General features: G+C 39.8%; 35 protein-coding genes and 1 pseudogene. 23 read left to right on the top strand and 13 right to left on the bottom strand.

Features of this window, described 5'->3' with window-relative positions:
• Positions 1 to 12: 12 nt before the first annotated feature.
• The 8 genes and pseudogenes from ACE1CC_RS01515 to ACE1CC_RS36685 all read right to left on the bottom strand — a co-directional run.
• On the bottom strand, positions 13 to 384 hold the full coding sequence (locus ACE1CC_RS01515) for a hypothetical protein (protein ID WP_413268709.1): 372 nt from the start codon (positions 382 to 384) through the stop codon (positions 13 to 15).
• 311 nt (positions 385 to 695) lie between these two features.
• Positions 696 to 923, bottom strand: coding sequence for a hypothetical protein (locus tag ACE1CC_RS01510; protein WP_413268708.1), 228 nt, complete (start codon positions 921 to 923; stop codon positions 696 to 698).
• 68 nt (positions 924 to 991) lie between these two features.
• Complete coding sequence (locus tag ACE1CC_RS01505) at positions 992 to 1,894, bottom strand: hypothetical protein (RefSeq protein WP_413268707.1); 903 nt, start codon at positions 1,892 to 1,894, stop codon at positions 992 to 994.
• A 53-nt stretch (positions 1,895 to 1,947) separates the two neighbouring features.
• Positions 1,948 to 2,379, bottom strand: a complete 432-nt coding sequence (locus tag ACE1CC_RS01500) for a bis(5'-nucleosyl)-tetraphosphatase (protein WP_413268706.1) — start codon at positions 2,377 to 2,379, stop codon at positions 1,948 to 1,950.
• 16 nt (positions 2,380 to 2,395) lie between these two features.
• Positions 2,396 to 2,638 carry a hypothetical protein gene (locus ACE1CC_RS01495; RefSeq protein ID WP_413268705.1) on the bottom strand — a complete coding sequence of 81 codons (243 nt, stop codon included), beginning with the start codon at positions 2,636 to 2,638 and terminating at the stop codon, positions 2,396 to 2,398.
• On the bottom strand, positions 2,638 to 2,925 hold the full coding sequence (locus ACE1CC_RS01490) for a hypothetical protein (RefSeq protein ID WP_413268704.1): 288 nt from the start codon (positions 2,923 to 2,925) through the stop codon (positions 2,638 to 2,640). Before ACE1CC_RS01490 ends, ACE1CC_RS01495 begins: the two co-directional genes overlap by 1 nt.
• A gap of 64 nt (positions 2,926 to 2,989) precedes the next feature.
• Positions 2,990 to 3,400, bottom strand: coding sequence for a hypothetical protein (locus ACE1CC_RS01485; RefSeq protein WP_413268703.1), 411 nt, complete (start codon positions 3,398 to 3,400; stop codon positions 2,990 to 2,992).
• A 55-nt stretch (positions 3,401 to 3,455) separates the two neighbouring features.
• Positions 3,456 to 3,554, bottom strand: a pseudogene (locus ACE1CC_RS36685) (type II toxin-antitoxin system Phd/YefM family antitoxin); the annotation flags it as partial.
• 253 nt (positions 3,555 to 3,807) lie between these two features.
• Here ACE1CC_RS36685 and typA point away from each other — a divergent pair.
• The 19 genes from typA (at position 3,808) to ACE1CC_RS01390 (ending at position 12,469) form a co-directional block, all read left to right on the top strand.
• Positions 3,808 to 5,598, top strand: a complete 1,791-nt coding sequence (typA, locus tag ACE1CC_RS01480; RefSeq protein WP_413268702.1) for a translational GTPase TypA — start codon at positions 3,808 to 3,810, stop codon at positions 5,596 to 5,598.
• Between the two features lie 219 nt (positions 5,599 to 5,817).
• The gene (locus ACE1CC_RS01475) at positions 5,818 to 6,381 is read left to right on the top strand and encodes an NUDIX domain-containing protein (RefSeq protein WP_413268701.1); all 564 of its coding nucleotides are present in this window, start codon (positions 5,818 to 5,820) and stop codon (positions 6,379 to 6,381) included.
• Positions 6,382 to 6,504: 123 nt separating this feature from the next.
• Positions 6,505 to 6,768: a hypothetical protein gene (locus ACE1CC_RS01470; RefSeq protein WP_413268700.1), complete on the top strand. Its 264-nt coding sequence runs from the start codon at positions 6,505 to 6,507 to the stop codon at positions 6,766 to 6,768.
• A gap of 43 nt (positions 6,769 to 6,811) precedes the next feature.
• Entirely contained in the window at positions 6,812 to 7,069 is a 258-nt protein-coding gene (locus ACE1CC_RS01465; RefSeq protein WP_413258434.1) for a hypothetical protein, read from the top strand.
• A 210-nt stretch (positions 7,070 to 7,279) separates the two neighbouring features.
• Entirely contained in the window at positions 7,280 to 7,513 is a 234-nt protein-coding gene (locus tag ACE1CC_RS01460) for a hypothetical protein (RefSeq protein ID WP_413268699.1), read from the top strand.
• The gene (locus tag ACE1CC_RS01455) at positions 7,510 to 7,977 is read left to right on the top strand and encodes a PIN domain-containing protein (protein ID WP_413268698.1); all 468 of its coding nucleotides are present in this window, start codon (positions 7,510 to 7,512) and stop codon (positions 7,975 to 7,977) included. The genes ACE1CC_RS01460 and ACE1CC_RS01455 overlap by 4 nt, the downstream gene beginning before the upstream one ends.
• Before the next feature lie 187 nt (positions 7,978 to 8,164).
• On the top strand, positions 8,165 to 8,410 hold the full coding sequence (locus tag ACE1CC_RS01450) for a hypothetical protein (protein WP_413268697.1): 246 nt from the start codon (positions 8,165 to 8,167) through the stop codon (positions 8,408 to 8,410).
• A gap of 50 nt (positions 8,411 to 8,460) precedes the next feature.
• Complete coding sequence (locus tag ACE1CC_RS01445; RefSeq protein ID WP_413268696.1) at positions 8,461 to 8,619, top strand: hypothetical protein; 159 nt, start codon at positions 8,461 to 8,463, stop codon at positions 8,617 to 8,619.
• Between the two features lie 62 nt (positions 8,620 to 8,681).
• Positions 8,682 to 8,942, top strand: a complete 261-nt coding sequence (locus ACE1CC_RS01440) for a type II toxin-antitoxin system ParD family antitoxin (RefSeq protein WP_413268695.1) — start codon at positions 8,682 to 8,684, stop codon at positions 8,940 to 8,942.
• Complete coding sequence (locus tag ACE1CC_RS01435; RefSeq protein WP_413268694.1) at positions 8,942 to 9,151, top strand: type II toxin-antitoxin system RelE/ParE family toxin; 210 nt, start codon at positions 8,942 to 8,944, stop codon at positions 9,149 to 9,151. Before ACE1CC_RS01440 ends, ACE1CC_RS01435 begins: the two co-directional genes overlap by 1 nt.
• A gap of 92 nt (positions 9,152 to 9,243) precedes the next feature.
• Positions 9,244 to 9,486, top strand: coding sequence for a type II toxin-antitoxin system Phd/YefM family antitoxin (locus ACE1CC_RS01430; protein ID WP_413268693.1), 243 nt, complete (start codon positions 9,244 to 9,246; stop codon positions 9,484 to 9,486).
• Complete coding sequence (locus tag ACE1CC_RS01425) at positions 9,483 to 9,869, top strand: type II toxin-antitoxin system VapC family toxin (RefSeq protein ID WP_413268692.1); 387 nt, start codon at positions 9,483 to 9,485, stop codon at positions 9,867 to 9,869. Before ACE1CC_RS01430 ends, ACE1CC_RS01425 begins: the two co-directional genes overlap by 4 nt.
• 59 nt (positions 9,870 to 9,928) lie before the next feature.
• Positions 9,929 to 10,078: a hypothetical protein gene (locus ACE1CC_RS01420; protein ID WP_413268691.1), complete on the top strand. Its 150-nt coding sequence runs from the start codon at positions 9,929 to 9,931 to the stop codon at positions 10,076 to 10,078.
• A 114-nt stretch (positions 10,079 to 10,192) separates the two neighbouring features.
• A complete protein-coding gene (locus ACE1CC_RS01415; RefSeq protein WP_413268690.1) occupies positions 10,193 to 10,609 on the top strand; it encodes a XisH family protein in 417 nt (138 codons plus the stop codon).
• On the top strand, positions 10,597 to 10,932 hold the full coding sequence (locus ACE1CC_RS01410; protein ID WP_413268689.1) for a XisI protein: 336 nt from the start codon (positions 10,597 to 10,599) through the stop codon (positions 10,930 to 10,932). Before ACE1CC_RS01415 ends, ACE1CC_RS01410 begins: the two co-directional genes overlap by 13 nt.
• Positions 10,933 to 11,087: 155 nt before the next feature.
• Entirely contained in the window at positions 11,088 to 11,354 is a 267-nt protein-coding gene (locus ACE1CC_RS01405; RefSeq protein ID WP_413268688.1) for a hypothetical protein, read from the top strand.
• A 13-nt stretch (positions 11,355 to 11,367) separates the two neighbouring features.
• Positions 11,368 to 11,604: a DUF2283 domain-containing protein gene (locus ACE1CC_RS01400; protein ID WP_413268687.1), complete on the top strand. Its 237-nt coding sequence runs from the start codon at positions 11,368 to 11,370 to the stop codon at positions 11,602 to 11,604.
• 212 nt (positions 11,605 to 11,816) lie between these two features.
• Positions 11,817 to 12,071, top strand: coding sequence for a hypothetical protein (locus ACE1CC_RS01395; protein ID WP_413268686.1), 255 nt, complete (start codon positions 11,817 to 11,819; stop codon positions 12,069 to 12,071).
• Positions 12,050 to 12,469 carry a type II toxin-antitoxin system VapC family toxin gene (locus ACE1CC_RS01390; RefSeq protein ID WP_413268685.1) on the top strand — a complete coding sequence of 140 codons (420 nt, stop codon included), beginning with the start codon at positions 12,050 to 12,052 and terminating at the stop codon, positions 12,467 to 12,469. Before ACE1CC_RS01395 ends, ACE1CC_RS01390 begins: the two co-directional genes overlap by 22 nt.
• 27 nt (positions 12,470 to 12,496) lie before the next feature.
• Here ACE1CC_RS01390 and ACE1CC_RS01385 read toward each other — a convergent pair whose 3' ends face one another.
• From ACE1CC_RS01385 to ACE1CC_RS01375, 3 genes are all read right to left on the bottom strand, one after another.
• The gene (locus ACE1CC_RS01385) at positions 12,497 to 12,721 is read right to left on the bottom strand and encodes a hypothetical protein (protein ID WP_413268684.1); all 225 of its coding nucleotides are present in this window, start codon (positions 12,719 to 12,721) and stop codon (positions 12,497 to 12,499) included.
• 24 nt (positions 12,722 to 12,745) lie between these two features.
• Positions 12,746 to 14,059, bottom strand: a complete 1,314-nt coding sequence (locus ACE1CC_RS01380) for a WD40 repeat domain-containing protein (protein ID WP_413268683.1) — start codon at positions 14,057 to 14,059, stop codon at positions 12,746 to 12,748.
• A 128-nt stretch (positions 14,060 to 14,187) separates the two neighbouring features.
• The gene (locus ACE1CC_RS01375) at positions 14,188 to 15,366 is read right to left on the bottom strand and encodes a TRAFAC clade GTPase domain-containing protein (protein WP_413268682.1); all 1,179 of its coding nucleotides are present in this window, start codon (positions 15,364 to 15,366) and stop codon (positions 14,188 to 14,190) included.
• Between the two features lie 157 nt (positions 15,367 to 15,523).
• Here ACE1CC_RS01375 and ACE1CC_RS01370 point away from each other — a divergent pair, with 157 nt between their 5' ends.
• A complete protein-coding gene (locus ACE1CC_RS01370; RefSeq protein WP_413268681.1) occupies positions 15,524 to 16,900 on the top strand; it encodes an NB-ARC domain-containing protein in 1,377 nt (458 codons plus the stop codon).
• A 196-nt stretch (positions 16,901 to 17,096) separates the two neighbouring features.
• On the opposite strand, the gene ACE1CC_RS01365 is transcribed toward ACE1CC_RS01370, so the two are convergent.
• Positions 17,097 to 17,672: a Uma2 family endonuclease gene (locus tag ACE1CC_RS01365; protein WP_413268680.1), complete on the bottom strand. Its 576-nt coding sequence runs from the start codon at positions 17,670 to 17,672 to the stop codon at positions 17,097 to 17,099.
• A gap of 233 nt (positions 17,673 to 17,905) precedes the next feature.
• Positions 17,906 to 19,099 (bottom strand): type IV pilus twitching motility protein PilT, encoded by a 1,194-nt coding sequence (locus ACE1CC_RS01360; RefSeq protein ID WP_413268775.1) that lies wholly within the window; start codon positions 19,097 to 19,099, stop codon positions 17,906 to 17,908.
• A 506-nt stretch (positions 19,100 to 19,605) separates the two neighbouring features.
• Here ACE1CC_RS01360 and ACE1CC_RS01355 point away from each other — a divergent pair.
• The 3 genes from ACE1CC_RS01355 (at position 19,606) to ACE1CC_RS01345 (ending at position 23,041) form a co-directional block, all read left to right on the top strand.
• Positions 19,606 to 20,760 (top strand): DUF58 domain-containing protein, encoded by a 1,155-nt coding sequence (locus ACE1CC_RS01355; protein WP_413268679.1) that lies wholly within the window; start codon positions 19,606 to 19,608, stop codon positions 20,758 to 20,760.
• A gap of 138 nt (positions 20,761 to 20,898) precedes the next feature.
• Complete coding sequence (locus ACE1CC_RS01350) at positions 20,899 to 22,095, top strand: NAD(P)/FAD-dependent oxidoreductase (protein WP_413268678.1); 1,197 nt, start codon at positions 20,899 to 20,901, stop codon at positions 22,093 to 22,095.
• A gap of 694 nt (positions 22,096 to 22,789) precedes the next feature.
• Complete coding sequence (locus ACE1CC_RS01345) at positions 22,790 to 23,041, top strand: DUF7219 family protein (protein WP_413268677.1); 252 nt, start codon at positions 22,790 to 22,792, stop codon at positions 23,039 to 23,041.
• The last annotated feature ends 30 nt before the right edge of the window (positions 23,042 to 23,071 follow it).

Below are 23,071 nucleotides of genomic sequence, written 5' to 3'. Positions count from 1 at the left end.
TTTGGGTTCAATTTAGGGAATGATATTTGTAGCTGCTTCTTTGGCTTGATTCGCGGTTTGTTTAGCACCTTCTATGTAACCTGAACCAAATTCTTGAAAAGCTTTTGCTGATTCTTTACCAATTCTTCCCAGTCTTTCCCCTGGCGAATTTTCAGTTTCCCGTCCTTCTTTTTCCCACTCTCTGGTAGTTTTTGGTCTGACAGAATCGCGATCGTGTGCTATTTCATTAATCTGCTTAGGTAAAGCTTTGTTGTTACTCCCAGAATCAATGTTGGTTGTGAGGAGTAAAAAACCTACTAAGACAACAGCTAAAAACTGCTTAACTTGAAGTTTTTTCAGCAAAGAACTGACGTAAGTAGCGGTGTTAGCAATTAAATTGCTCATGCAAAACTCCTGAATTAACTTTTGTTACGGTTCACTCTATACAATTCATATTCCTTGCTTCTGGGTGCAGCGTAATCTCCCGTAGGAAGTAAATCAAAATTAAGCTGGCAATTCCTTTTAAAACGCCTACTTTACTTATTACCCACAATTTACACTTTGGGGTAAATTTGCGACTATTGATTGATGAAAATATCCAAAAATAAGCTAACCTTGCTCAACAGGATTTTATCATTTTATCACCGTTGTAGGCGCACAGCATAATTTAGGTACGTTGTTGCGCTGTCTTCGCTAAAGCGCAACAACGTACCTAATTAACTACCAAACCTAGCTAACAATTCCTCACGAGATAATTGCAGCAATAATACAGCAATTTCTTCTGACGGTAATTCCACCAAAGGCTCAATAATTCCCGATAATTCCTCATCCAAAATACCAAATCGCACGCGCAACAAATTTTCTATGGTAGCTCGTCTGTCCCTCCTTACTCCTTCCTCTAAAGCTTCATCCCGCCATTGCAAAAGTAATGGTGATAATTCCATAACTAGCTCCCAATTTTCTCTTTGCTACGTAGTTACGCTTTAACGCTAAAGCGCAACTACGTACCTAATTAACTACCAAACCTAGCTAACAATTCCTCGCGAGATAATTGCAGCGCCAATACCATAATTTCCTCTGGCGGTAACTCCAACAAAGGCTCAATAATTCCCGATAATTCCTCATCCAAATTACCAAATCGCACGCGCAACGCATTTTCTATCATGGTGCGCTTTCCCATCCTTACTCCTTGCTGCATTCCTTCCTCTAAAGCTTCATCCCGCCATTGCAAAAGTAATGGTGATAATTCCATAACTAACTCCCGATCTTCTCGATCTATATTTTGACTCGCTTGGATAGTTGCCTGCAAATTAGACAATAACAAAAGAGCATTTGAACGTAATGGATGATTGGGGGGAAGTTTCCCTATTTCATTAATAGCTTGTTTTTGCACATTTCCTTTTCCCAACATTCTCAACCATAGAGTTTCCGGGGTGCGCGGTAACTGGTGAATTACCACAATTGCTGTTTTCAGAATTTCTCCGAGAAAATACAAGCCTTGGGGCCAGTTATTTTCATCTTGTTTGGCATTACACCCATTTAAAATGTTTGCTGAAACAGTTGGAGAAAGAATCCACAACCAAGGTAAATCAGCTTCTTCAAGGCGGCTGTTTTCCCGCTGTCGCTGTCGCAACAAATTGGCGTGGATATCATATAGTTTACCCATACAACTGCGAATTTGGTTAGGGCTAACGGCATTGCGGAAAGGTTCAAAAATGGATGGGGTACTGGCAAGTTTTCCTAACAATCCTAACACTGTGGCATCGCCTCTTTGTTCGGATGGGTAAGGAGTAAACCACACATCTATTTCTCGTACTTCGCCAGGAACGTCTCGGCTAGTTTCTACTTCGCCAAGAGGGGTTAACAATTCTTTGAGATAGTCTTTGGCAAATTGATCGTAAATCAGTCTAGTCATTTATAGTATACTAATGTTATTCAGTATTGTTCAAAGTGCGATCGCAAACAAATTTAACTATTTAAATATTGATTCACATCTTGCAGAATTTGCCGACTAGGTGCATAAGTTATCAGATTAATCGCTGTTTCATAATTAGCCCAAGTATAGTTTTGAATTTCTTCAATTTGATGGACAACTGTTGTTGATTTCACTAATGCTAAAAAGTAAGTAACTGTTTTAGCAAAAGTTTCTCCTTTACGAGTAAAAGTGTAACTTTCCGAAAAGGAAACTCCCTCAAGTAAAGTGTAATCAGAAATTCCCGTTTCTTCCTGCAATTCTCGACAAGCAGTTTCCACAGGTGACTCCCCAGAAATAGCGTGACCTTTGGGAAATCCCCAATGTCCTGCTTGATGTTGAATTAGCAAAAATGAATAGCTATCTCCTTGGCGCAAAATTGGAATAATGCCGAAAGATTCGTCTTTTTGTATTTGTGGTTCATTCATTTGATTTAATATGTTTCTATAACTTTTTTGGTTTGCCAAATTCAGGTACAATTCTATTAAAGCTTTCTATCTCATATCCAAAAGCTTCTAATTGTGATTTTAATATATCCAAGGCATCGTAATAGGTAAAACTTGCTCCTTGGTAAAATGCGGCATCAGCTTCATTTTGAGATTTTTCAGTTTTAATTAAAGATTGATTGTATTTTTCTTGCAATAAGGTAACGTAGTCTTGGATAAAGTTTTGAAGTTCTTGATTCATTATCTTCTCTCCTGAAGAATACCTTCGAGAATGATTTTTTGCTCTTGCTGACGCACAATATCACTTAACCACTTATCTTCGAGTAGTGCGCGTTGTTGTCTAGGGTCAAGACTGCTAAAGTTAGGAATATGTAATTCCGGGTTTTCAATCCAACTTTGATGTTCTGCAATGCGTTTTTCTAAAGAACGAATTGCTTTTTGTATTTCCAAATCTGGTTTATTGACATATTGATTATAAAATCCCGAATGTTTCCCTCCCGCTTTAGCTATCTCAAAAGGATTTGACACTTGATAATTTGCCCTAATTTGTCAGAAACGATAAACTATTATAACATTTTCCCTAAAAATCATTTTAACTGTAACTTAGACAAGCTTCATTCATCATTTTCATTGCTAAGGGATGATAACCATTGTGATTTAGCGAAGCTAAAGCAGACTCTTTTACCTGATAACTAACAGCTTCACCAGTTGTTACCAGCCTAGCAAAATGTTCACAATTCCATCCTAATAAGCCATAATGCCAGTTTTTGAATAGTTGGTAAGCGATTAAACACCTATCAAGCACTTCCTTTTTATCTAATAAATTTACTTGCCTTACTTCCTGACTGTTTAACGGAATTGGCAACAGAGCAAATCCATTGCCACCAAAGTTAAAAACATGAGTATCAGAGATAGTAATGTAATAGTGCCATACACCATCCCAGTTGTGAATTAATCTTCCAGCATTTGAGCTTTGATAATCTGCATAAGCTTTAAATGTCAAAATAATAGTATCTGTTTCTGGTTTGATTTCTATACCTTTGCGAATTGCTTCGTCAATTAATTATGTATACCTGATGATCTTGTACTACCAAATCTAATAACTTAAAAAAGTCATTTCTCGCATCTGTTGGAGATGTGATTTTATAAGACAGCATTAGCTAATGTACAGAAAAACGTGCATCTACTATATAACATTAATTAAACTGGCATAAGTGAAAATAATTGTCAGTGCTGCCTACGTCAGGCTACACCAACGCCAACTCACTACAAACTTTCCCACACAAAAAGCCGCTCTGTAAGCTAAAATTATTAAAGATTCTTTACAGAAATGTGATTTAACCAACAATTCTGTTAAGAACCCGAAAAACCTCAAATTATACTCCTACAAAGTCCTGTACGCTCATCAATATGACTCTTCCCATTCGCAACGTAGCTATTATTGCCCACGTAGATCACGGCAAAACTACCCTAGTAGATGCTTTACTCCGACAATCAGGCATTTTCCGCGAGGGGGAAGAAGTACCTGACTGCGTGATGGACTCTAATGCCATTGAACGGGAACGCGGAATCACCATTTTGTCGAAAAATACCGCTGTTCGCTACAAAGACACTCTGGTTAACATTGTGGATACACCCGGACACGCCGACTTTGGTGGCGAAGTCGAACGGGTACTTGGCATGGTCGATGGTTGCCTTTTGATTGTCGATGCTAACGAAGGGCCCATGCCTCAGACCAGATTTGTGTTAAAAAAAGCCTTAGAAAAGGGATTGCGTCCGATCGTAATTGTAAACAAGATCGATCGCCCCCAAGCCGATCCTCACGGCGCAATTGATAAAGTATTAGACCTATTCTTAGAATTAGGTGCAGACGACGATCAATGTGATTTTCCCTATCTATTTGCCTCCGGTTTATCAGGTTACGCCAAAGAACAACTGGAAGACGAAGGCGTAGATATGCAGCCTTTATTTGAAGCAATTTTGCGCCACGTACCACCACCAGTCGGCGACATCAACAAACCATTACAACTGCAAGTTACCACTTTAGATTATTCCGAATATTTAGGTCGAATTGTCATTGGCCGGATTCACAACGGCGTAATTAAAGCAAGTCAACAAGCAGCTTTGGTCAAAGAAAATGGTGAGATTGTCAAATCCAAAATCACTAAATTGCTGGGTTTTGAAGGATTAAAACGCATCGAAATTGAAGAAGCTTCTGCGGGAAATATTGTCGCTGTTGCTGGTTTTGCTGATGCCAATATTGGGGAAACAATTACTATTCCTGATAATCCCCAAGCATTACCACTAATTAAAGTAGACGAACCTACTTTACAAATGACATTCTCAGTTAATGATTCACCTTTTGCTGGACAAGAAGGAAAATTTGTCACTTCGCGGCAATTGCGCGATCGCTTAATGCGAGAATTAGAAACCAACGTCGCCTTGCGCGTCGAAGAAACTGACTCCCCCGACAAATTCCTAGTATCTGGACGGGGGGAATTACATCTGGGAATCTTAATTGAAACCATGCGCCGCGAAGGTTACGAATTCCAAGTTTCCCAACCTCAAGTTATATATCGGGAAATCAACGGACAACCCTGCGAACCTTTCGAGACATTAGTATTAGACGTTCCCCAAAGCAGTGTCGGTAGCTGCATCGAACGCTTAGGACAACGGAAAGGTGAAATGCAGGATATGCAACCGGGCGGAAATGGACGCACCCAACTAGAATTTGTAATACCCGCTCGTGGTTTAATTGGTTTCCGAGGCGAGTTCATGCGCCTAACTTGCGGCGAAGGCATCATGAATCACAGCTTCTTGGAATACCGCAACCTCAGCGGAGATGTAGAACTGCGCCGCAACGGAGTCTTAATTGCCTTTGAAGAAGGTGTTGCCACATTCTACGCCATGAAAAACGCCGAAGACCGAGGAGTTTTCTTTATCACTCCAGGTGTCAAAGTTTACAAAGGCATGATTGTTGGCGAACACAACCGCCCCCAAGATTTAGAACTCAACATCTGCAAAACCAAGCAATTAACTAACCACCGCGCCGCTAGTGGTGACGAATTAGTTCAATTGCAAGCACCAGTAGATATGAGTTTGGAACGTGCTTTGGAATACATCGGCCCCGATGAATTGGTAGAAGTGACACCACAATCAATTCGCTTACGGAAGTTGAGTAAGAAATTGGTAAAACGCTAAATTTTAGGCAATTAGCTGACAGAAATTGATTGAATAATTCAGAAAGTCCGCTTATTGAAGCGGGCTTTTTTTTGTGTAATTGAGATCTGGCACCTGCGATTGCGAGCCCGCCCGGAAATCAATTTCCGGGCTAATAGCTTAAGTCCATTAAAATGGACTTAAAACTTTGATTTCTAAATAATTTTCTGGTAAATTTCTAATTTTGGGAGTCTAATCAAAATGCTACCTTCATCAGAACAGCACTGGAAATTGTGCGATCGCTTTTTGGAAATCCGTTCCCGCTGGTTTACACTATTTGGGGAACATTTGGAAGATTCTCAAGGGCAGCAATTAGAATATTGGCGCATTGAAAAAGCCGACTCAGTAATTATTCTCCCCATTCACAATCATCAAATTCTGCTACCACCTCCAAGTTATCGCCCTGGAGTAAGCCAAATGACTTTAGATTTCCCTGGTGGAAGAGTTCCAGAAGGACAAACTCCCCAAGAAGCAATACCCAAAATTTTGCAACGAGAATTAGGCATTGAAGTAACAGATATTGCTCAATTAACGCCCTTAAACTCTCAAGGATGGACAGTAAATAGTTCCTTTTCTAATCAAAAACTCTACGGTTTTGTAGCTTATTTGCGAGACGATCTAAAATTACTACCAGAATTTGTTACTAACACCTATCCGACAACTTCAGAGGGAGTTCAAGATTTACTGAAAGAACTAATTTGTTTACAGTGTCGTGTCGTACTTTTAGAATGGTGGAATAGTGCGTTATGCGATCGCTTTTTCTAAAAAAGATGGGGATGTACGATCTGCCTCCGACAAGCTACACCAACGCTCCAGTAAAAATAGTGAAAAGCGAGGAATACCTATGTTAAAATGTATAGTAATTTTCCTAAAAAATGTAAACTATTTATGCTACGTACATTTGAGGCTATTTTGAAAGGAAACTCTTTGGAGTGGTCTAACGATGCTCCAAATCAAAGCGATAGTCCTTTAAAGGTTTACGTTACTTTTTTAGAAGAAGATTCAGGTTTAAACACCGATATCCGCCGTCAAAAAATTGGGGAAATTTTGCAAAAACTGGCGGCAACTAATAGCCTTGCTAGTATTAGCAATCCAGTGGAATGGCAGCGAGAATTGCGTCAAGATCGTCAGCTGCCAAATCGGGATGAATAATGTTACGCAGAACTAAAAATCATTAAAGGAACAGATCTTTATCATGTTATCCCACGTACCAGACCTCGCCGTACAAGTCAGTAATTGGCAATTTTTAGAATTATGGGTAGACCCGATAGTTTTTCCGCCACGAATTTTAATGTTAGTGAGTGATAACGATGGCAAATGCGGTGTCTACGATCCAAGTGCTAATTATCAATTGAAATTTTCCAGTTTAACTTATGATGAGGCACATTCTTGGCTATTGGAAGATGATTATGAAAGGGTTGATGGTAGGTTATTAGCTGAGGAAGTAATGTGATCTTTTGTTATTTAGAGTAGTTTTGTTATTAAAGCGATATGCCTACGGCAGGCTACGCCAACGCATAAAAGGAAAAAATGGGGGTGTGCGATCGCTTTTAGAAACAGATGTTCGTGCGATATGCAATTCTTTCAGGCTACACCTACGCACTTTTGGGTCAGTAGCTAATAAAGATGATAAATGCTATTCTAGTTATTATAGCTGGATTTTATGGAACTATTTAAAATAATGGGTAATTCTTTGACACCTTTTTTGAAGCATAAAGGAAAAACGGAAGCAGAACAGCTGCAAAAGAATCAGGCAGCAATGCAACTTCTAAAAAGTTGGTTAGAAGAAGAAGTTACTGAAGAGGAATCAAAGCAAAGAGAAAGTTACTTTGAATCTTTCAAAAAAATAGTTGATAGTGCGCGAATACCAGGACATAAGCTTTACAGTAAAGAATGATTGTTTTTTTAGATACGGGAGTACTTGGGCTAGTTGCTTCGCCAAATAATACTGGTGAGGCGAAAGAATGTAAAGAATGGCTCTATGGTTTACTGGCTAAAAGTGTATATGTGGTAACTTCTGATATTTGTGACTATGAAGTAAGACGAGGGTTGCTATTAGCTTCTTTGACTAATCCAACAGTTCAAGGTATACAAAATCTAGATAATCTCCCAGCCGTAATTGACTTTTTACCGCTAACTCAAATGGTAATGAGAGAAGCGGCTCATTTATGGGCACAAGCTCACAGTCAAGGCATTCAAACAGCAGACAATAAAAATATTGATGCGGATATAATTATCTGCGCTCAAGTAAGAGTTATCCAACAAGAAAATCCAGGTCAATATATTGTAGTGGCGACTACAAACACCAAACATTTGCAACGTTTTACAGAAGCAAATGTTTGGAGAGATGTCAAATTTTAGTATTTTGGCTTAAGCTTGAGGGGAGAGCGATCGCTTTTGGGAAAGATGGAAGAGAGCGATATGCCTACGGCAGGCTACGCCAAAGTTACTCCCTTCACCCCAAAATTTATATTTGCGGAATTTCGGATGAATGCAGCTTCAAGTGGTATATAATAGACCAAAAATTAAATGTTTAAAGAGCGAATTTATGCTGACTTATAATGAGGTACTCAATCAAGTTCAACAACTTTCTATATCTGAGCAACTGCGGTTATCAGAAGAATTGAAAAATATACTTAATCAGGGGGTGGAAGTTGAAGGCGATTCGGAAGTGATTCCAGCTGAAGAAATAGCCGAAAGTGAAGCAGCTTGGCAAGATTATTTAGCAGGACGCGATCGCGGAATATCTTCAAAAGAACTAAAGCAAAAGCTGTTTGGAGAAAGTTTTGACTGATTATATTCTTTTGAAATCAGCGCAGCGCTATCTAGAACGGATGCAGCCAGATGACCAAATGCGTATTGTTAATGCTTTGGATGCTAGAAATGGCGAGAACTTTTGAGCAGCAAATTAGAGAACAGTGCGAACAAGCTAAGGTAATCTACGATCGATGTGCAAAACAAATTGGTGAACTCAGCAAATCAAGTGTTCAGAAGACTTGTTGACTCGACTATAAGGTTTATTTTCTATGCTAAAATTCAAGTGCATAGCAAACGAAAAGAAATTTATGAATATCTTATTAACACCAGAGTTAGAAGAATTCGTTAACAAGCAAGTAGAGAGCGGAAAATATCAAGACGGTCTAGCAGTGATTCGAGAAGCATTGCAACTGTTAGAAGAACGGCAGCAAATCTACAAAGGGCGTTTTGAGGAATTGAAAAGGGAAGTGATGATTGGAGTAGAACAACTGGAACGGGGAGAAAAAATAGATGGGGAAACAGCAATGAGACAATTAACGGAAGAAATTATCCAACGATCTAAAAAGTAATGGCATCTTATAGTATTTCAATCCAAGCTTTGCAAGACTTGAGAGATATAGTTGCTTTTAAAGAACAATATAGTTCTAGGGCAGCACTTAACATAGTTGAGAAAATCACCCAAAAATTCCAAACTTTAGCAAAGTTTCCTAGTATAGGTAGCATAAAAGCAGAAAATTTAGAGTGCGATATGCCTACGGCAGGCTACGCCAGCGCATAAAAGCAGAAAATTTAGAGTGGGATTGCAATCTTGGCAGGCTACGCCAACCTAAACTAAAATAAAAGATGTTGAGGTGACTCTAATAAACCAATATGACTGCCGAGCAAAAAACACTTGATGTTAGTCAAGCAGAAATGAGTCTGCAAGAATTAGCGCATCTCATTGATGAAGGCAAAGAAATCTTATTGCTAAATGGTAGAAAACCGCTAGCTCGTATAGTTCCTATAATCGAACATAATGCACCCCGAATAGCTGGATTACATCCAGGAGCAATATCCACAAGTAATGATTTTGATGAACCGTTACCAGAAGAATTTTGGACAGCAGGTGCATGAAATTATTGTTTGATACTCATACTTTTATTTGGTGGGATAGTCAGCCGAATAATCTCTCACAAACAGCTTTGACACTGTTGCAAGATAGGTCAAATATTTTGCTCCTGAGTGTAATCAGTATTTGGGAGATGCAAATTAAATTACAGCTAGGTAAGATAACACTAAATCGCCCTTTGTTAGAAATTATTGAAAATCAGCAAAAAACAAATCAAATAGAAGTGCTATCTGTAAATCTGGCTCATGTTTTAGTATTGGATAGCTTACCAATTGTTCACAAAGATCCTTTCGATCGCTTGTTGATTGCACAAGCAAATGTGGAAAATGCTGCCTTAGTTAGTTGCGATCCAATTGTTGCCCAATATCCAGTAAATGTGATTTGGTAAGTTACTTTTTCTTTGGTAGTTAAATGTATTAGGCGATATGCTTACGGCAGGCTACGCGATTGCGCGAAGCGCAGCGCCAAAGGCGATCGCATAAAAGCAGAAAATTGAAGTGCGATATGCCTACGGCAGGCTACGTCAACGCTTTTTCCAGAAAAGATGGGGATGTGCGATATGCCTACGGCAGGCTACGCCAACGCAAGAATATATAATAAACTAATAGTGAAAAATTACTAAAGTAAAGTCTGTTCCCTTTGTAACAATGTACTAAATAAAGTTAAGAGTCTCACTCTCACTGAGCAATTTAGGTGATTATAAGTTTGAAAATGCCAGCTAAAGACCTTTATCACGATATAGTTAGAAGAAGCTTAGAGAAAGATGGATGGATTATTACTGATGATCCATTAAAATTAAAAATAGGATTGAGAGAATTATTTGTTGATTTAGGAGCTAAACAACTGCTAGCAGCCCAGAAAGAGGAATATAAAATAGCTGTAGAGATCAAAAGCTTTATTGGATTATCGCCAGTTGCGGATTTAGAAAATGCTTTAGGCCAGTTTACTCTCTATTCTGATATTTTAGAAGAACTTGATCCAGATAGAGTGCTTTATCTGGCTGTTCGACAAGAAATATTTGACGGCATATTTGAAGAAGCAATAGGTAAAATTTTACTCAAAAAAGGTCGGTTGCGTTTGCTGGTTTTTCATGCCAAAAAAGAGGAGATTATCCAATGGATACCTTAGATAAATATCGTCAAATTATTGAAACAATTCTCCAGGAATATACGACTATACCTTATAGATACGGAGATGTAAAAGATGAATTAATTATCAGTAGAAACCAGTGCCGTTATTTAGTAATAACGATGGGTTGGGAAGCGGAAAAAAGGGTACATGGCTGTCTCATACACATCGATATTATTGATCATAAAATTTGGATTCAACGGGACGGAACTGAAGACGGTATTGCTAATGATTTAGTAGCAGCAGGCATTCCTAAAGAGGAAATTGTCCTGGCTTTTCATCCTCCAGAAATTAGGCAATATACGGGCTATGCTATTGCTTAATTAATAGTGCGATCGCATAAAAGGAAGAAATATTCGTGCGATATGCCTCCGGCAGGCTACGCCAACGCATAAAAGCAGAAAATTGGAGTGCGATCGAGCCAGGGTATACTAAAATAAGTTGCGTATTATTGTAATAATGATAAGAGTTTAAACGGATGGTAAAACCTATTTACTTTTCGACCCATGCCAGAGAGAGAATGCTACTGCGCGGTGCTGAAGAAGTTGAGGTTATTGCAGCCATTCGTTCTGGTTCATGGGAATCTGCCAAACGAGGTAAATTTTCGGCTCGCGCTCAATTTAATTTTAACAATCAATCGCCAATTAATCAACAGTTTTACAGCTACAAAGCTGTTAAGCCAATCTTTACCGAGGAATCGGGAAGAATTCTAGTAGTAACAGTAAATGTCTATTATTTCAACTAGAAGGAAGAAAACTATGAAGATCCACTACGATCCAGAAGTTGATGCACTCTATATAGAGTTACTGCCATTAGCGCCAGGGACAGCCGAAAATCGAGAACTGACAGAAGATATTATTGCTGATTACAGTCCTGATGGCAAATTAGTTGGATTAGAAATCCTTGATGCTTCGCAAGTTTTGGGTGAACAACTACAAGAAATAATTGTCGAGGATGCTTCAGTTGGTGTAATCCATCGACTTGCTCTTTTATAAAGAGGAGTACAATAGGTGCGATCGCTTTTTCCAAAAAAGATGGGGATGTGCGATCGCATAAAAGCAGAAAATTAGAGTGCGATCGCGCAGCGATGCGTAGGATTATCGCATAAAAGCAGAAAATTAGAGTGCGAGATGCAATCTTGGCAAGCTACGCCCATGTCAGAATATATAATATAAACTAAAAGTTAAAAATTGCTAACCTAAAGTCTATGGCTGTTTATCAGGATATACTTAGTCAAGTTGAAAGTCTCACGGCTGATGAGCAATTGCAACTATTAGAAGATTTGGCGGCGCTGGTACGTCAAAAAGTTATATCCGATCGGCAAAAACTGCCAGAATTAACCTCAGATCCATTAGTCGGTTTATTTGCCGGATCGATCGATCTGGCTACAAAGTCAGAAGATATTTTACAACAAGAGATTACTGAAAAATCTGGGTGGACATGGAAAGAAAACCACCTGTAGTTGATACGGGTTTTATTGTAGCTTTAGTTAACAGTGCAGATAAAATGCACGGGAGTGTTACTAAGGTGTATTCACAACAGCAACAGATTTTGTTACCACAAACAGTATTAACCGAAGTTGCTTATTTGGTGGGACGTGAAGCTGGTGTAGCGACAGTTGTCGCCTTCTTAAGAGGATTATTTGCAAGTCGATTTCATTTAATAGCTTTAACAGATGCAGATTTATTGCGTGCAGCAGAAATTTTGGAGGAATATACTGATAGCCGAGTTGATTTTGTTGATGCAACTGTTATGGCTGTAGCAGAACGTTTTGGCAGTACGAAGATATTAACTTTAGATCAACGGGATTTTAGATTATTTCGACCTCGACATTGTAAGAGTTTTGAGATTTTGCCGTGAGTTGAGGGGCGATATGCCTACGGCAGGCTACGCCAACGCATAAAAGCAGAAAATTAGAGTGCGATCGCTTTTGAGGAAAAGATGGGGATGTGCGATCGCATAAAAGCAGAAAATTAGAGTGCGATCGCTTTTTGGGAAAGATGGAAGTGCGATCGCGCAGCGATGCGTAGCATTATCGCTTTTTGAGAAATCGCATTTCGTGAAGTAAGAAATCTCGAAACCTCTGCTTACAAGCTGTAAAAAAAATACCAATTTATTTGTTTTACTTTCTCCTCCCTAAACTTGCTGGCACACTGCAATTCTACTATCCTTACTACCACTAATTAGAGTACTTGAATCGGGACTAAAAACCACTGAATTCACTGCATTAGCGTGTAAGTACTCCTTAAAAACCTCTTTCTTACTTTGGAAGTCCCAAATTTGAATATTACCGCCGTCGTCTCCACTTGCGAATAAAGTACCATTAGGACTAAAAACTACTGATGTAATCCCATAAGTAAATTTCAAAACATTAGATTCTTCGCCTGTTTTTACATCCCAAAACCTAATTGTGTGGTCATCACTCGCACTAATAAGGGTTTGACCATCAGGACTAAAAGCTAATGAATTAACAGGCCGCGAATGTGATTTTATCACTCTCACTTTTTCTTGAGTTCGTAAATTCCAGAGCCTAATCTCTCCCTTGCCATCACCACTAGCAAGAAGCCAATTATTAAAATCAACAGCTAGACATTTTACCTGCCCAGTGTGGCTTAACAATGTACCAATTTCTAGCCCTTCTTCTCTAGCATCTAACAACTTTATTCTACCATCAGCACTACCAACAATAACTGTTCTACTATCTGGAGTAAAAGCGATAGATTTAACTCTATGAGTCAGACCAGTTCCTAGATTCGCTATTTCTTTAGATTCTTTTGTATTTAACTCCCACACTTTAACTTTATTTTGCTCTGGAATCTCAATTATTGCAGTTGTAAGTAAATGCCCTGTAGGATCGATCGCGATCGGAGTAGGATGCTCTCCTATTGGCGTAGTTAGAAAAGACAATTGTGAAATCTTATCAACTTCTCGTCTATTTTGCAAATCCCAGATAATAATCTTCCAATCGCTATATCTGATAGCAATATCTTTTCCATTTGGAAAAATTGCAATAGAATGAATTTCTCCTTCAAAATGTTCAGACTTATATACGCACTGCCATTTAGTAGCTGCCACTTTAGTAGCTGCTATGTGAGGTTTAAGTTTGATATATTCTAAACCAGTTTCTTCTCCTTGGATCTGCAATGTAAAAGGCTCTGAAGCAACAGTAGAAAACGAATCTTCAGCCTCCCAAAACTTACGATAATCCCCTAAAATTCGCTTATGAGCTTCTTCAAGATTCTTCGCAGTCGTCAAAATATTTGGTACGATTCCTTGTAAAACAATACCTTCTATTAAATAAATTTCTCTCCCGAAAAGGTCTTTAAGAACGCCGCTACTTGATATCCCTATATCTTCTGCTAGCGCCTCTACTACTCGGAAAACTAAGGTTAGATCTCCAACTTTTGAATTATGTATTTCCCGGTATAACGCTGTTCCTTGTTCCGTCAAATCTCCTTCTGTTACTCTAGCTAGTAACCCAGGTATACCAGCCGCGCACATAAAATCTGGAGCGACAACTGTTCGGTAGTCAAGAAACTGATTACAACTAACCAAAAAACTCCAAGCTGTAGTATCTTTCATGGCAATTTTAAATCTGATTCTGGAAATCTAAGATTAAGTTCATTTTGCACAGACAGGAAACAACTCAAAGCATATTTAAAAGCAGTTTCTTCATTCTGTACTTGCTTAAGTAATTCTTCTTTTTCCTGACGTAATTCTTCGGCTCTTTTAGCAGCTGCTTCTTGTTTTTGCTTAGCTGGTGCTTCCGCATATTCACTAGCAAAATCAACCATCTTTAAGACTGTATCTTGCAATATGGCATATTTCTTTGGCACAAATAAATCTACTATAGTAGGTAAGATTTCTTGTGCTGCTTTAAGCCCTCCACCAACAACTTGACCTACTTGCTCCCAAAAACTTAGGTTTGCTTTAACTTCTACCGGACGGTTAAGTTGTTCTCTCATTTTATTTATAGCCTCTTTGCAATCAGCTTGAATTAAATCAGGCAAGACACAGGCTAAAGGAATTTCTACTTGAAAAGGTTGGGGTAATATGCGAAGATTTTTTGCCATACTGCCATCTGGTTGTAGAGTGGCAAAATCTTTACCCACTGCACTAACAGGAATTAATCGAACTGGTTTTCCTGCCTTATGATAACTAGTAACTAAATTTTTAAAATGTGAAATCTCATTAACTAAACAATCGCGTATTTGTTCCAGGGTATATTCCTTTTCTACAATATCCCACTTACTAATGACAAAATGGATCGGTTTACCACTCTTTTGCATCATCGAAAGAAGTTTAGATACCTCGTTGACTGCCCACTTTTGGCCTAATTTTTCATTTCGCATCAGCGCACAAAGTCTTTGCCCATCCAGCAAGCCAAGTAAAGCATCTGCTTTCTTAACTTGCTCATCAAATTTAGGATCATCCTCTTCTGTTTGCTCAGTTAACAAACCACCTGAATAATCTAAATAAGTAAACTTGCAAGCTGGATAAATAGGCAGATCTTTCGTTTGTACGTGGCAAGTGAAAGTCCATTCTGATACTTCGCTGCGTCGAGTTCCGCTAGGCCACTTTTCTTCAAAAGCGATTTGTGTATATAAATCGTGTAATTGTTTGCTTTTCTCTGTACTGTCAACCTCTAGAAAAAAGCCTCCTTCTCCCTGCGTACATAACTTGTTATACATACTGGCTAAAAATACTGTTTTTCCTGATCCGCGCGGCCCTAGTATGATGACTGTATAAGTATTCATAGAAGAATAATGAACTATTACTAAGTCTTTCTGTATAGTAACTACCGAAAGGTAGCTATTGTATATCGGAAATGTCGGGACTTTCGCAAACCGACAAGATCGGAAAATGACGGAAAGATCGGATAAAATACTAGAAACCATAGCAAATACGTAACCTATGGATATTTCCACAGTCCTGAAACTCGCTGATGAGCTAGTTTTTGCTAAAACAGGAAAACACTTAGAATATTTGGAAGAAGCTATACTTCAGGGTACGTTGTATGGTCAAAAATATTCTCAAATTGCAGAAGATTTTCATTTGAGTGAAGGTCATATTCGGGATGTTGCTTGCAAATTATGGAAAAAACTTTCGGATGTTTTAGAGGAAAATGTTAGTAAAGCAAATGTTCGTTATATTTTAGAAAAAGCAAAATTTTATAATTTTTCAACTATAGGCAACGACAATTTAACAATTAATAACGTCAATATTTGTCCACAAAGTTCTCAACCTTCACAAGCTACGCCACAAACCGAACAAACCCCAAAACCGCACATCGACTTGGGCGACGCACCGGAAATTTTCAGCTTTTTCGATCGCACCCCCCAACTAACCACCCTAGAAACCTGGATCTTACAACAACACTCACGCCTCATTGCAATTTTAGGCATTAGTGGAATTGGCAAAACCACCCTTTCACTACAACTAATCGAACAAATCCAACACAACTTTAATTACATCATTTATCGCAGTCTTCGCTTTTCCCCAACCCTAGAAACAACCCTCACTAACCTACTACAAATCTTCGCGCCAAAATCAGAAACACCCCAAAACATTGAAACCCAACTTTCCCAACTTATCAACTATCTCCGCCAGCATCGCTGTTTAATCATCCTTGATGATATACACACCCTTTTTAGCAGTAAACAACTTGCTGGACAATATCAAACTGGTTATGAAAATTATCACTTATTTTTTCAATTAATTACCCAAATTACTCATCAGAGTTGTTTGATAGTAAACTCTTGGGAAAAACCTAGAGAAGTTGTTCAATTAAAAAAAGAAAATAATGCCATACATTGCTTATTGTTAGAAGGTTTAGGAGAAGCAGCTAAGGAAATTATTAGAGAACAAGAATTATTAGATGAAGACTGTTGGCAAAGTTTGATCGATCGATATCAAGGTAATCCGCTTTGGTTAGAATTTACTGCTAACCTAATTAAAGAGTTATTTGCTGGGAAAGTCTCTGAATTTTTGCAATGTGATACACTGATTTTAAGCGAATCTTTGCAAGCACAACTAGACCAACAATTTCAGCGTTTAACATCATCAGAAATCGCCGTAATGATTCAGTTGGCTAACGAAAATGAACCTGTTTGTTTAGCACATCTCATCAAAAAGTTAGACTTACCAACTTCAGAATTACTCAATGCAATGCAATCATTGGGAATGCGTTTGTTATTGGATGTGAAAGAATGCGATCGGACAAGGTTTTTTAGTTTAAATCCAGTGTTGAAACAGTATGTTAAAAATCGATATACTGAAAGAAACAATTAAGTAGGTGCAAATAAATAAAGTGATAATAGTTATATGAGGATGGGGCAGGCAGGATGCCTACCCCACAAGAGTTACAGCTTTCTTGTGGGGTGGGCATCCTGCCCGCCTTAGTTTTCCCGCCCCTATAGATATATTTACCAAAATGGAATGCTCCCTCAAAATTAGTTTAGGCACTGTTTAAAAGACTTTACTAAATTTACCAAATTGGTTCAAGATTCAAAACAAATCCCGGTAAAACATCTTCTCCTGACAAACTAACCGGAGATTCTAAAACTTCAACATCTCTACCTTGTCGATAAATTTCTACTTTTCGGGAATCACGCACAATCAACCAACCCAAACGAGTACCATTTTCTAAATACTCTTGCATTTTCTCTTGGGTTGCTGTTAAACTATCACTAGGAGAAAGTAATTCAACTACAAAATCAGGACAAAGAGGTAGAAATCGTCTTTTTTGTTCAACAGTTAAAGCATCCCAACGTTCTAAAGGTATCCAAGCTACATCAGGAGAACGATCAGCCCCATTTGGTAATTTAAACCCTGTGGAAGAATCGAAAACTACACCCAATTTACTTTGTTCATTCCAAATCCAAACTTGTGCAGTTAATCCAGCATTGCGGTTGCTTGTTTCTCCTCCCGTCGGTGGCATGATAATTAATTCTCCATTAGCATTGCGTTCAAATCTTAAATTGCGGTTATCCTGACAGAGTTGGAAAAATTGCTCGTCTGTCAGTTTAATTATGGAATTGAAATTAACGGTGAGAGCATTCATCTTGAGATTTTATATTAGGGAATGGTTATATTTGTTATTTTATTTTGGTAATTGCTTACTTTGTGCGATCGCTCTGGCGATGCGTAGCATTATCGCAAATATCCACATACTAAATTCAGAAATAGTCAGGACTTACGCAGTGGGATGGTGCGTTAACGAAGCGTGTAACGCACCCTACGGATAGAGGCTCAAACTTTCCCAGTCCCTAGTCCCTAGTCCCCAATCCCCAATTTCTAAATAGGACTATAACCACTATGTTGGTCTTGATACTCGCGAGAAGCGCGTGCCGGATCGACACCTTCATTACGTACCCGGCGGCGCAAGTCGCCCACATCGGGAGAAATCTTCAAAGCTTCATCACCGCTGATTTTACCCATGAGTAACAAGTCACACAATGCTTGGTTGAGTACTTGCATACCTTCATCAACACCATTTTCTAGCAAGTGATAAGCTTCTTCCTCATTACCCTTCGCTAGGTAATCTTGCATTGCGGGGGTATTAATCAGAATTTCGTGTGCTGCGGTGCGTCTACCATCTGTAGTTTGCAGCAAAGCTTGAGCAATTACAGCTACTAGGGAATCTGCCAATTGAATTCGTATTGGGCCTTGTTCATCTGGGTTATAAATACCCAACAAACGGTTAATGGAATTTAAGGCGCTACGAGTGTGCAGAGTTCCGAATACTAAGTGACCAGTTTGGGCTGCTTTGATGGCTGTATCTACAGTTAAGCGATCGCGCATTTCCCCAATTAATATCGCATCTGGGTCTTCCCGTAAAGCCGCCCTTAATGCGTTGTGGAACTCATAAGTATGTAACCCAACTTCCCTTTGACTAACTAAAGACTTGTTGGAAGTATGAACGAATTCGATCGGATCTTCGATCGTGATAATATGCTTTTGCTGCGTCTCGTTCATGTAGCGAATCATCGCCGCCAAAGTCGTTGATTTCCCCGAACCTGTAGGCCCTGTGACTAGAATTAGACCTTGAGGACGTTTCACCAAAGTTTTTAGTACAGGCGGTAATGCCAAACTATCAAGAGAAGGTACTTCCAGAGGAATTAACCGCAAAACCATTGCGCCGCCTAAGAGTGACTCAAAGCAATTCACCCGACAGCGTACCAAACCAGGATAATAGATCGCCGTATCTAATTCCTTTAACTCTTGGAATCTTTTCATCTGATCCGGCGCTAAGATTTCATTGAGGTACTGGCGAAACAGTTCCGGGGTAATGCGATCGTGATTTCCCACAGGTACTATTTGTCCGCGAATGCGATATCTCGGCACTTCTCCTACCCGGATATGAATATCAGATGCTTGTTGAGTGTGGGCGTGTTTCACCATGCGTTCAATAGAAGGAAACACCGAAGCGTGGCGAGGTTTTGCTTCATGTTCCCCACCTTTTTTTTCCCGACGCGGCGGAACAGGCATTTCTTTTAAACCTGTTTTCAAGCTAGTTGCTTCATCTATTATTTCCGCTTCCCCTTCATGTTCATGCACTGGAAGTTCTGGGGAAATAGTTTCTTGTTGTAACCGAGTTGGTGAGTTGATCGCAGGTGTTTGATTTTCTGCTATTTCGGCGATAAATCCCCCGGCATTGTCCATTTGAGCCATTCCAGACCTGTTTGAACTGTTCATTTTATCTTCCTTTTGTGAATCAATTAACGAAAATCTCTCAACCTGAAACAAGATAGAAGTAGCATTAGCTTCTCTCAAAGAGGAATCGAAAAAAGTGTTGGCGGGTTTTCTAGATAATTGGTAAGTTACGATACAAGGATAATAATAGATAAATCCGCCCGTACTAGCTGATCCCAGGTGCAGCAAATATCGAAAAATTCTCTTAAGTCAATTTGCTATTGTAGATTTTCAATCGCCGTAATTGCCAACTTTACTAATCATTCTTTTAACTAAGTTTCCCTGATGAAAAGGTAATCTATATGAGAATAGCGCATCGTCTTGCTGATTGGTTGGAACGTCGTTGGGTTGTACCTGCCTACAGTGGTTGGGTTTTAGGGGCTTTTTCCCTGTGTTTTCTAGCAGCTGCAATTAATACAATGGCTGGATGGCTTTATGTAATTAGCGGAGTGAGTATTGCTTTGATGGTAATAGCGGCGACTTTGCCTGTTCGATCGCTTCGGAGCATTCATCTCCAACGACTCCCCATTCAACCAATTAGTGCTGGCGACGAACTAACTATAGAAATAGAATTACATAATCACAGTTCTCAACCAAAAACTTTACTGCAAATTAAAGATTTAATTCCTTTTGTTCTCAGTCAACCTGTCTGTGGCGTAATTGAAACCATTTTGCCGGGGCAAACTCACCGTTGGATTTATTACCAACCTACTCAAAAACGGGGACTTTACCTCTGGCATACTATTCAATTACGCACTGCTACACCAATAGGTTTATTTTGGTGTCGTCGAGAGCGTCAACTTCCCACTACTGCCATAGTTTATCCTACAGTTTTACCTTTAAGTACCTGCCCTTTGATAGATGAAATTGGGCAAGAAGATAGCCCGCAATATTTTAGTCGCGATCGCCGTTCTCAACTAGCAAATCAAGACTTAACGCGATCGCTTCGTCCCTACCGTTGGGGAGATCCCTTCCGCCTCGTTCACTGGCGCACTAGTGCCCGCTACGGCGAGTTGCGCGTCCGCGAATTAGAAGTATTTACAGGCGGTCAAGAAGTAATAATCTGTTTAGATAGTGCTAGCCCTTGGGATGCCGAAAACTTTGAACAAGCAGTAATTGCCGCTGCTTCCTTATATTTTTACGCCACTCGCACCCAACTGGGCGCTAAACTTTGGACAGCTAGCACTGGTTTAGTCCAAGGTCATCGCGTCGTTTTAGAAGCATTAGCATCCGTTAACTTTGGCGAAACCCCTGGCAACACCCCCCCACCAGATCAACCAATTGTTTGGTTAACTTCTAATTCTGTAAGTATTAACTCTTTACCCGCTGGTAGCCGCTGGCTATTATGGCCCGATCGCACCACCACTCCAAAAACAATGGTACGCGATCGCCCCGGCATCTTAATTCAACCAGAACAACAATTGCAAACTCAACTACAATCAGGGATTAGGGACTAGGGGTTAGAGAAGAACTCCCCTGCTCCCCTGCTCCCCTGCCCCCCTGCTCCCCTGCTCCCCTGCTCCCCTGCCCCCCTGCCCCCCAGTCCCCAATCCCCTTGCTATCCTGAAAAGAGTCCCCCTGCTAAGACTTCAACCATGAGCAAACAACCTGCCCGTATTTGTATATTAGGTGGAGGCTTTGGTGGTCTCTACACGGCGCTACGCTTGGATTCGCTACCTTGGGAACAAGCGGAAAAACCGGAAATTGTGCTCGTCGATCAAAGCGATCGCTTCCTCTTCACTCCCCTACTCTACGAACTCCTCACCGGAGAATTACAAGCTTGGGAAATCGCACCCAATTTTCCTGAGCTTCTTAGAACCACAAATATTCGGTTTTGTCAAGGAACTGTTTCGGGAATAGATATAGAACAGCAGCGAGTCCAATTACAGGATGGCGCAGAAATACCATACAACAAGCTAGTTTTGGCTTTGGGTGGCGAATCTCCTTTGGATATGGTACCTGGAGCTTCTGCTTATGCCTTTCCCTTCCGTACCTTAGCTGATGCTTATCGTTTAGAAGAAAGATTGCGACTTTTAGAAACTTCGGACAAGGATAAAATTCGGGTGGCGATCGTCGGTGCAGGTTATTGTGGTGTAGAATTAGCTTGTAAATTAGCCGATCGCTTAGGAGAAAAAGGACGCTTTCGACTCATTGAACAAGGTAATCAAATCCTGCGAACATCGCCAGAGTTTAACCGCGAAACAGCACTTAAAGTATTAAATGCTAAGGGTATTTGGATTGATTTAGAAACTACAGTTGATTCCATTACACCTGATAGTATTTCCTTAATTTATAAAGGACAAATAGACACAATTCCCGCCGAACTAGTAATCTGGACGGTGGGAATGCGGGGGTCAAATGTAGTGAAAATTTTGCCCTTGAAACAAAACCAACGCTCTCAGTTAATCACTAGTCCTACTCTCCAAGCGATCGATCGAAAAGAAATCTTCGTTTTAGGGGATTTAGCAGATTGTCGAGATGTTGATAATCAACAAGTACCCGCTTCTGCCCAAGCAGCTTTTCAACAGTCGGATTTTGTCGCTTGGAATATTTGGGCGGCTTTGAGCGATCGACCTTTACTCTCTTTCCGTTATCAAAATACAGGCGAAATGCTGATTTTGGGAACCCAAGATGCCACACTCAGCAGTATGGGTTTACAATTAAATGGTCAGTTAGCTTATACTTTGCGCCGTCTGATTTATCTGTATCGGATGCCTAATTTAAATCATCAGTTGCGAGTAGGTGTTAATTGGATGGCACACCCGATTTTGCAAATGCTTAATTCTGATTAATTTCTCAAAGGACGTTCGCAATTTCCTGAATTTTTTGGTGAGCGTGCGATCGTCTCATCCTAACTTTAGCCGTTCTGTAAAACTTACTCAAATCTACCAAAGTCAAACAATAAAAGCTTCCCCTGAGTAAATTCAATGTTTACTTCCTGCTTCTAAAAATCCTTAACAGCAGTGCCATTAAGTTGGCGTGACTCTTTACTGAGTCTATGTTTAAATTTAAATTAAGAATAGGTTAAGCCTAGCTTAAAAGCAGCGGCTAAGTCAACTGCCCCACCCACAAGGGGATGTGGCTTGTAACTAACCGAAATAATCGGTTGAAATATATGGGTAATTGACTGTACCCTGTCTCCCCGGCACAGCCTTTCCTGTTTGTAGGGAGAAGAATCTGAATCCATTTCACTTTGTGAATATAGATTCAGTTTTTTCTACTATCACGGACAAACCACTTTTTCTTATTGTTTAACAACTAGTGTTGTAGTCAAGAAATGTCATGCCTCAAGTAGATCTTCGTATTGTACCAGAGACTCAGGCTCACTTACATCCCCACCCACTCTTGGGATGGGGTTTTACGCTCGATCAATAAAATTTAAAAATGACGGCTACCAACCCAAGCCGGGACACATCTGTTCCCTGTTCCCTGTTCGGGAGTTCCCTTTCCCCACCAAAATGTCCCGCTCGATTACCAATAGCCAAAATGACAGACTCACAAGACTATCTTTATCCCAGAGGTCGCTATCACGGAGAATTTAAGCCGGAAAATTTGGCATTTAATGCAAATTTGCAAGAATTCGCCCAGCGAGTCACTTATATCTGCGCTTTACAAACAAATGGTAAGCTGACACCAGAAGAAGCTTACGATCAAATCCGTTTACTTTGGAAACAGCTACAAGCTTCTAAAACACAACTGGGAATTGGTGATTTAGCAGAAGAAGCAGAAGAGGATTAGGCAGGGGAGCCAAGGGAGTAGGAGAGAGGA

The sequence above is a fragment of the Floridaenema aerugineum BLCC-F46 genome, assembly GCF_041929345.1.
GTDB classification, from domain to species: Bacteria; Cyanobacteriota; Cyanobacteriia; order Cyanobacteriales; family Aerosakkonemataceae; genus Floridanema; species Floridanema aerugineum.
The sequence above is the reverse complement of the archived record's forward strand: the minus strand, read 5'-3'. Positions and strand labels throughout refer to the sequence as shown.

What these genes read in the sequence shown, in the direction of transcription:
- ACE1CC_RS01495 (WP_413268705.1), bottom strand. Translation starts at nt 2,638, where the DNA reads ATGAATCAAGAACTTCAAAACTTTATCCAAGACTACGTTACCTTATTG.
- ACE1CC_RS01375 (WP_413268682.1), bottom strand. Translation starts at nt 15,366, where the DNA reads ATGAATACTTATACAGTCATCATACTAGGGCCGCGCGGATCAGGAAAA.
- ACE1CC_RS01450 (WP_413268697.1), top strand. Translation starts at nt 8,165, where the DNA reads ATGCTGACTTATAATGAGGTACTCAATCAAGTTCAACAACTTTCTATA.
- ACE1CC_RS01370 (WP_413268681.1), top strand. Translation starts at nt 15,524, where the DNA reads ATGGATATTTCCACAGTCCTGAAACTCGCTGATGAGCTAGTTTTTGCT.
- ACE1CC_RS01445 (WP_413268696.1), top strand. Translation starts at nt 8,461, where the DNA reads ATGACCAAATGCGTATTGTTAATGCTTTGGATGCTAGAAATGGCGAGA.
- ACE1CC_RS01430 (WP_413268693.1), top strand. Translation starts at nt 9,244, where the DNA reads ATGACTGCCGAGCAAAAAACACTTGATGTTAGTCAAGCAGAAATGAGT.
- ACE1CC_RS01435 (WP_413268694.1), top strand. Translation starts at nt 8,942, where the DNA reads ATGGCATCTTATAGTATTTCAATCCAAGCTTTGCAAGACTTGAGAGAT.
- ACE1CC_RS01345 (WP_413268677.1), top strand. Translation starts at nt 22,790, where the DNA reads ATGACAGACTCACAAGACTATCTTTATCCCAGAGGTCGCTATCACGGA.
- ACE1CC_RS01395 (WP_413268686.1), top strand. Translation starts at nt 11,817, where the DNA reads ATGGCTGTTTATCAGGATATACTTAGTCAAGTTGAAAGTCTCACGGCT.
- ACE1CC_RS01455 (WP_413268698.1), top strand. Translation starts at nt 7,510, where the DNA reads ATGATTGTTTTTTTAGATACGGGAGTACTTGGGCTAGTTGCTTCGCCA.
- ACE1CC_RS01470 (WP_413268700.1), top strand. Translation starts at nt 6,505, where the DNA reads ATGCTACGTACATTTGAGGCTATTTTGAAAGGAAACTCTTTGGAGTGG.
- ACE1CC_RS01460 (WP_413268699.1), top strand. Translation starts at nt 7,280, where the DNA reads ATGGAACTATTTAAAATAATGGGTAATTCTTTGACACCTTTTTTGAAG.
- ACE1CC_RS01355 (WP_413268679.1), top strand. Translation starts at nt 19,606, where the DNA reads ATGAGAATAGCGCATCGTCTTGCTGATTGGTTGGAACGTCGTTGGGTT.
- ACE1CC_RS01475 (WP_413268701.1), top strand. Translation starts at nt 5,818, where the DNA reads ATGCTACCTTCATCAGAACAGCACTGGAAATTGTGCGATCGCTTTTTG.
- ACE1CC_RS01350 (WP_413268678.1), top strand. Translation starts at nt 20,899, where the DNA reads ATGAGCAAACAACCTGCCCGTATTTGTATATTAGGTGGAGGCTTTGGT.
- ACE1CC_RS01360 (WP_413268775.1), bottom strand. Translation starts at nt 19,099, where the DNA reads ATGCCTGTTCCGCCGCGTCGGGAAAAAAAAGGTGGGGAACATGAAGCA.
- ACE1CC_RS01515 (WP_413268709.1), bottom strand. Translation starts at nt 384, where the DNA reads ATGAGCAATTTAATTGCTAACACCGCTACTTACGTCAGTTCTTTGCTG.
- ACE1CC_RS01405 (WP_413268688.1), top strand. Translation starts at nt 11,088, where the DNA reads ATGGTAAAACCTATTTACTTTTCGACCCATGCCAGAGAGAGAATGCTA.
- ACE1CC_RS01390 (WP_413268685.1), top strand. Translation starts at nt 12,050, where the DNA reads ATGGAAAGAAAACCACCTGTAGTTGATACGGGTTTTATTGTAGCTTTA.
- ACE1CC_RS01505 (WP_413268707.1), bottom strand. Translation starts at nt 1,894, where the DNA reads ATGACTAGACTGATTTACGATCAATTTGCCAAAGACTATCTCAAAGAA.
- ACE1CC_RS01365 (WP_413268680.1), bottom strand. Translation starts at nt 17,672, where the DNA reads ATGAATGCTCTCACCGTTAATTTCAATTCCATAATTAAACTGACAGAC.
- ACE1CC_RS01410 (WP_413268689.1), top strand. Translation starts at nt 10,597, where the DNA reads ATGGATACCTTAGATAAATATCGTCAAATTATTGAAACAATTCTCCAG.
- ACE1CC_RS01425 (WP_413268692.1), top strand. Translation starts at nt 9,483, where the DNA reads ATGAAATTATTGTTTGATACTCATACTTTTATTTGGTGGGATAGTCAG.
- ACE1CC_RS01465 (WP_413258434.1), top strand. Translation starts at nt 6,812, where the DNA reads ATGTTATCCCACGTACCAGACCTCGCCGTACAAGTCAGTAATTGGCAA.
- ACE1CC_RS01500 (WP_413268706.1), bottom strand. Translation starts at nt 2,379, where the DNA reads ATGAATGAACCACAAATACAAAAAGACGAATCTTTCGGCATTATTCCA.
- ACE1CC_RS01510 (WP_413268708.1), bottom strand. Translation starts at nt 923, where the DNA reads ATGGAATTATCACCATTACTTTTGCAATGGCGGGATGAAGCTTTAGAG.
- ACE1CC_RS01415 (WP_413268690.1), top strand. Translation starts at nt 10,193, where the DNA reads ATGCCAGCTAAAGACCTTTATCACGATATAGTTAGAAGAAGCTTAGAG.
- ACE1CC_RS01400 (WP_413268687.1), top strand. Translation starts at nt 11,368, where the DNA reads ATGAAGATCCACTACGATCCAGAAGTTGATGCACTCTATATAGAGTTA.
- ACE1CC_RS01440 (WP_413268695.1), top strand. Translation starts at nt 8,682, where the DNA reads ATGAATATCTTATTAACACCAGAGTTAGAAGAATTCGTTAACAAGCAA.
- typA (WP_413268702.1), top strand. Translation starts at nt 3,808, where the DNA reads ATGACTCTTCCCATTCGCAACGTAGCTATTATTGCCCACGTAGATCAC.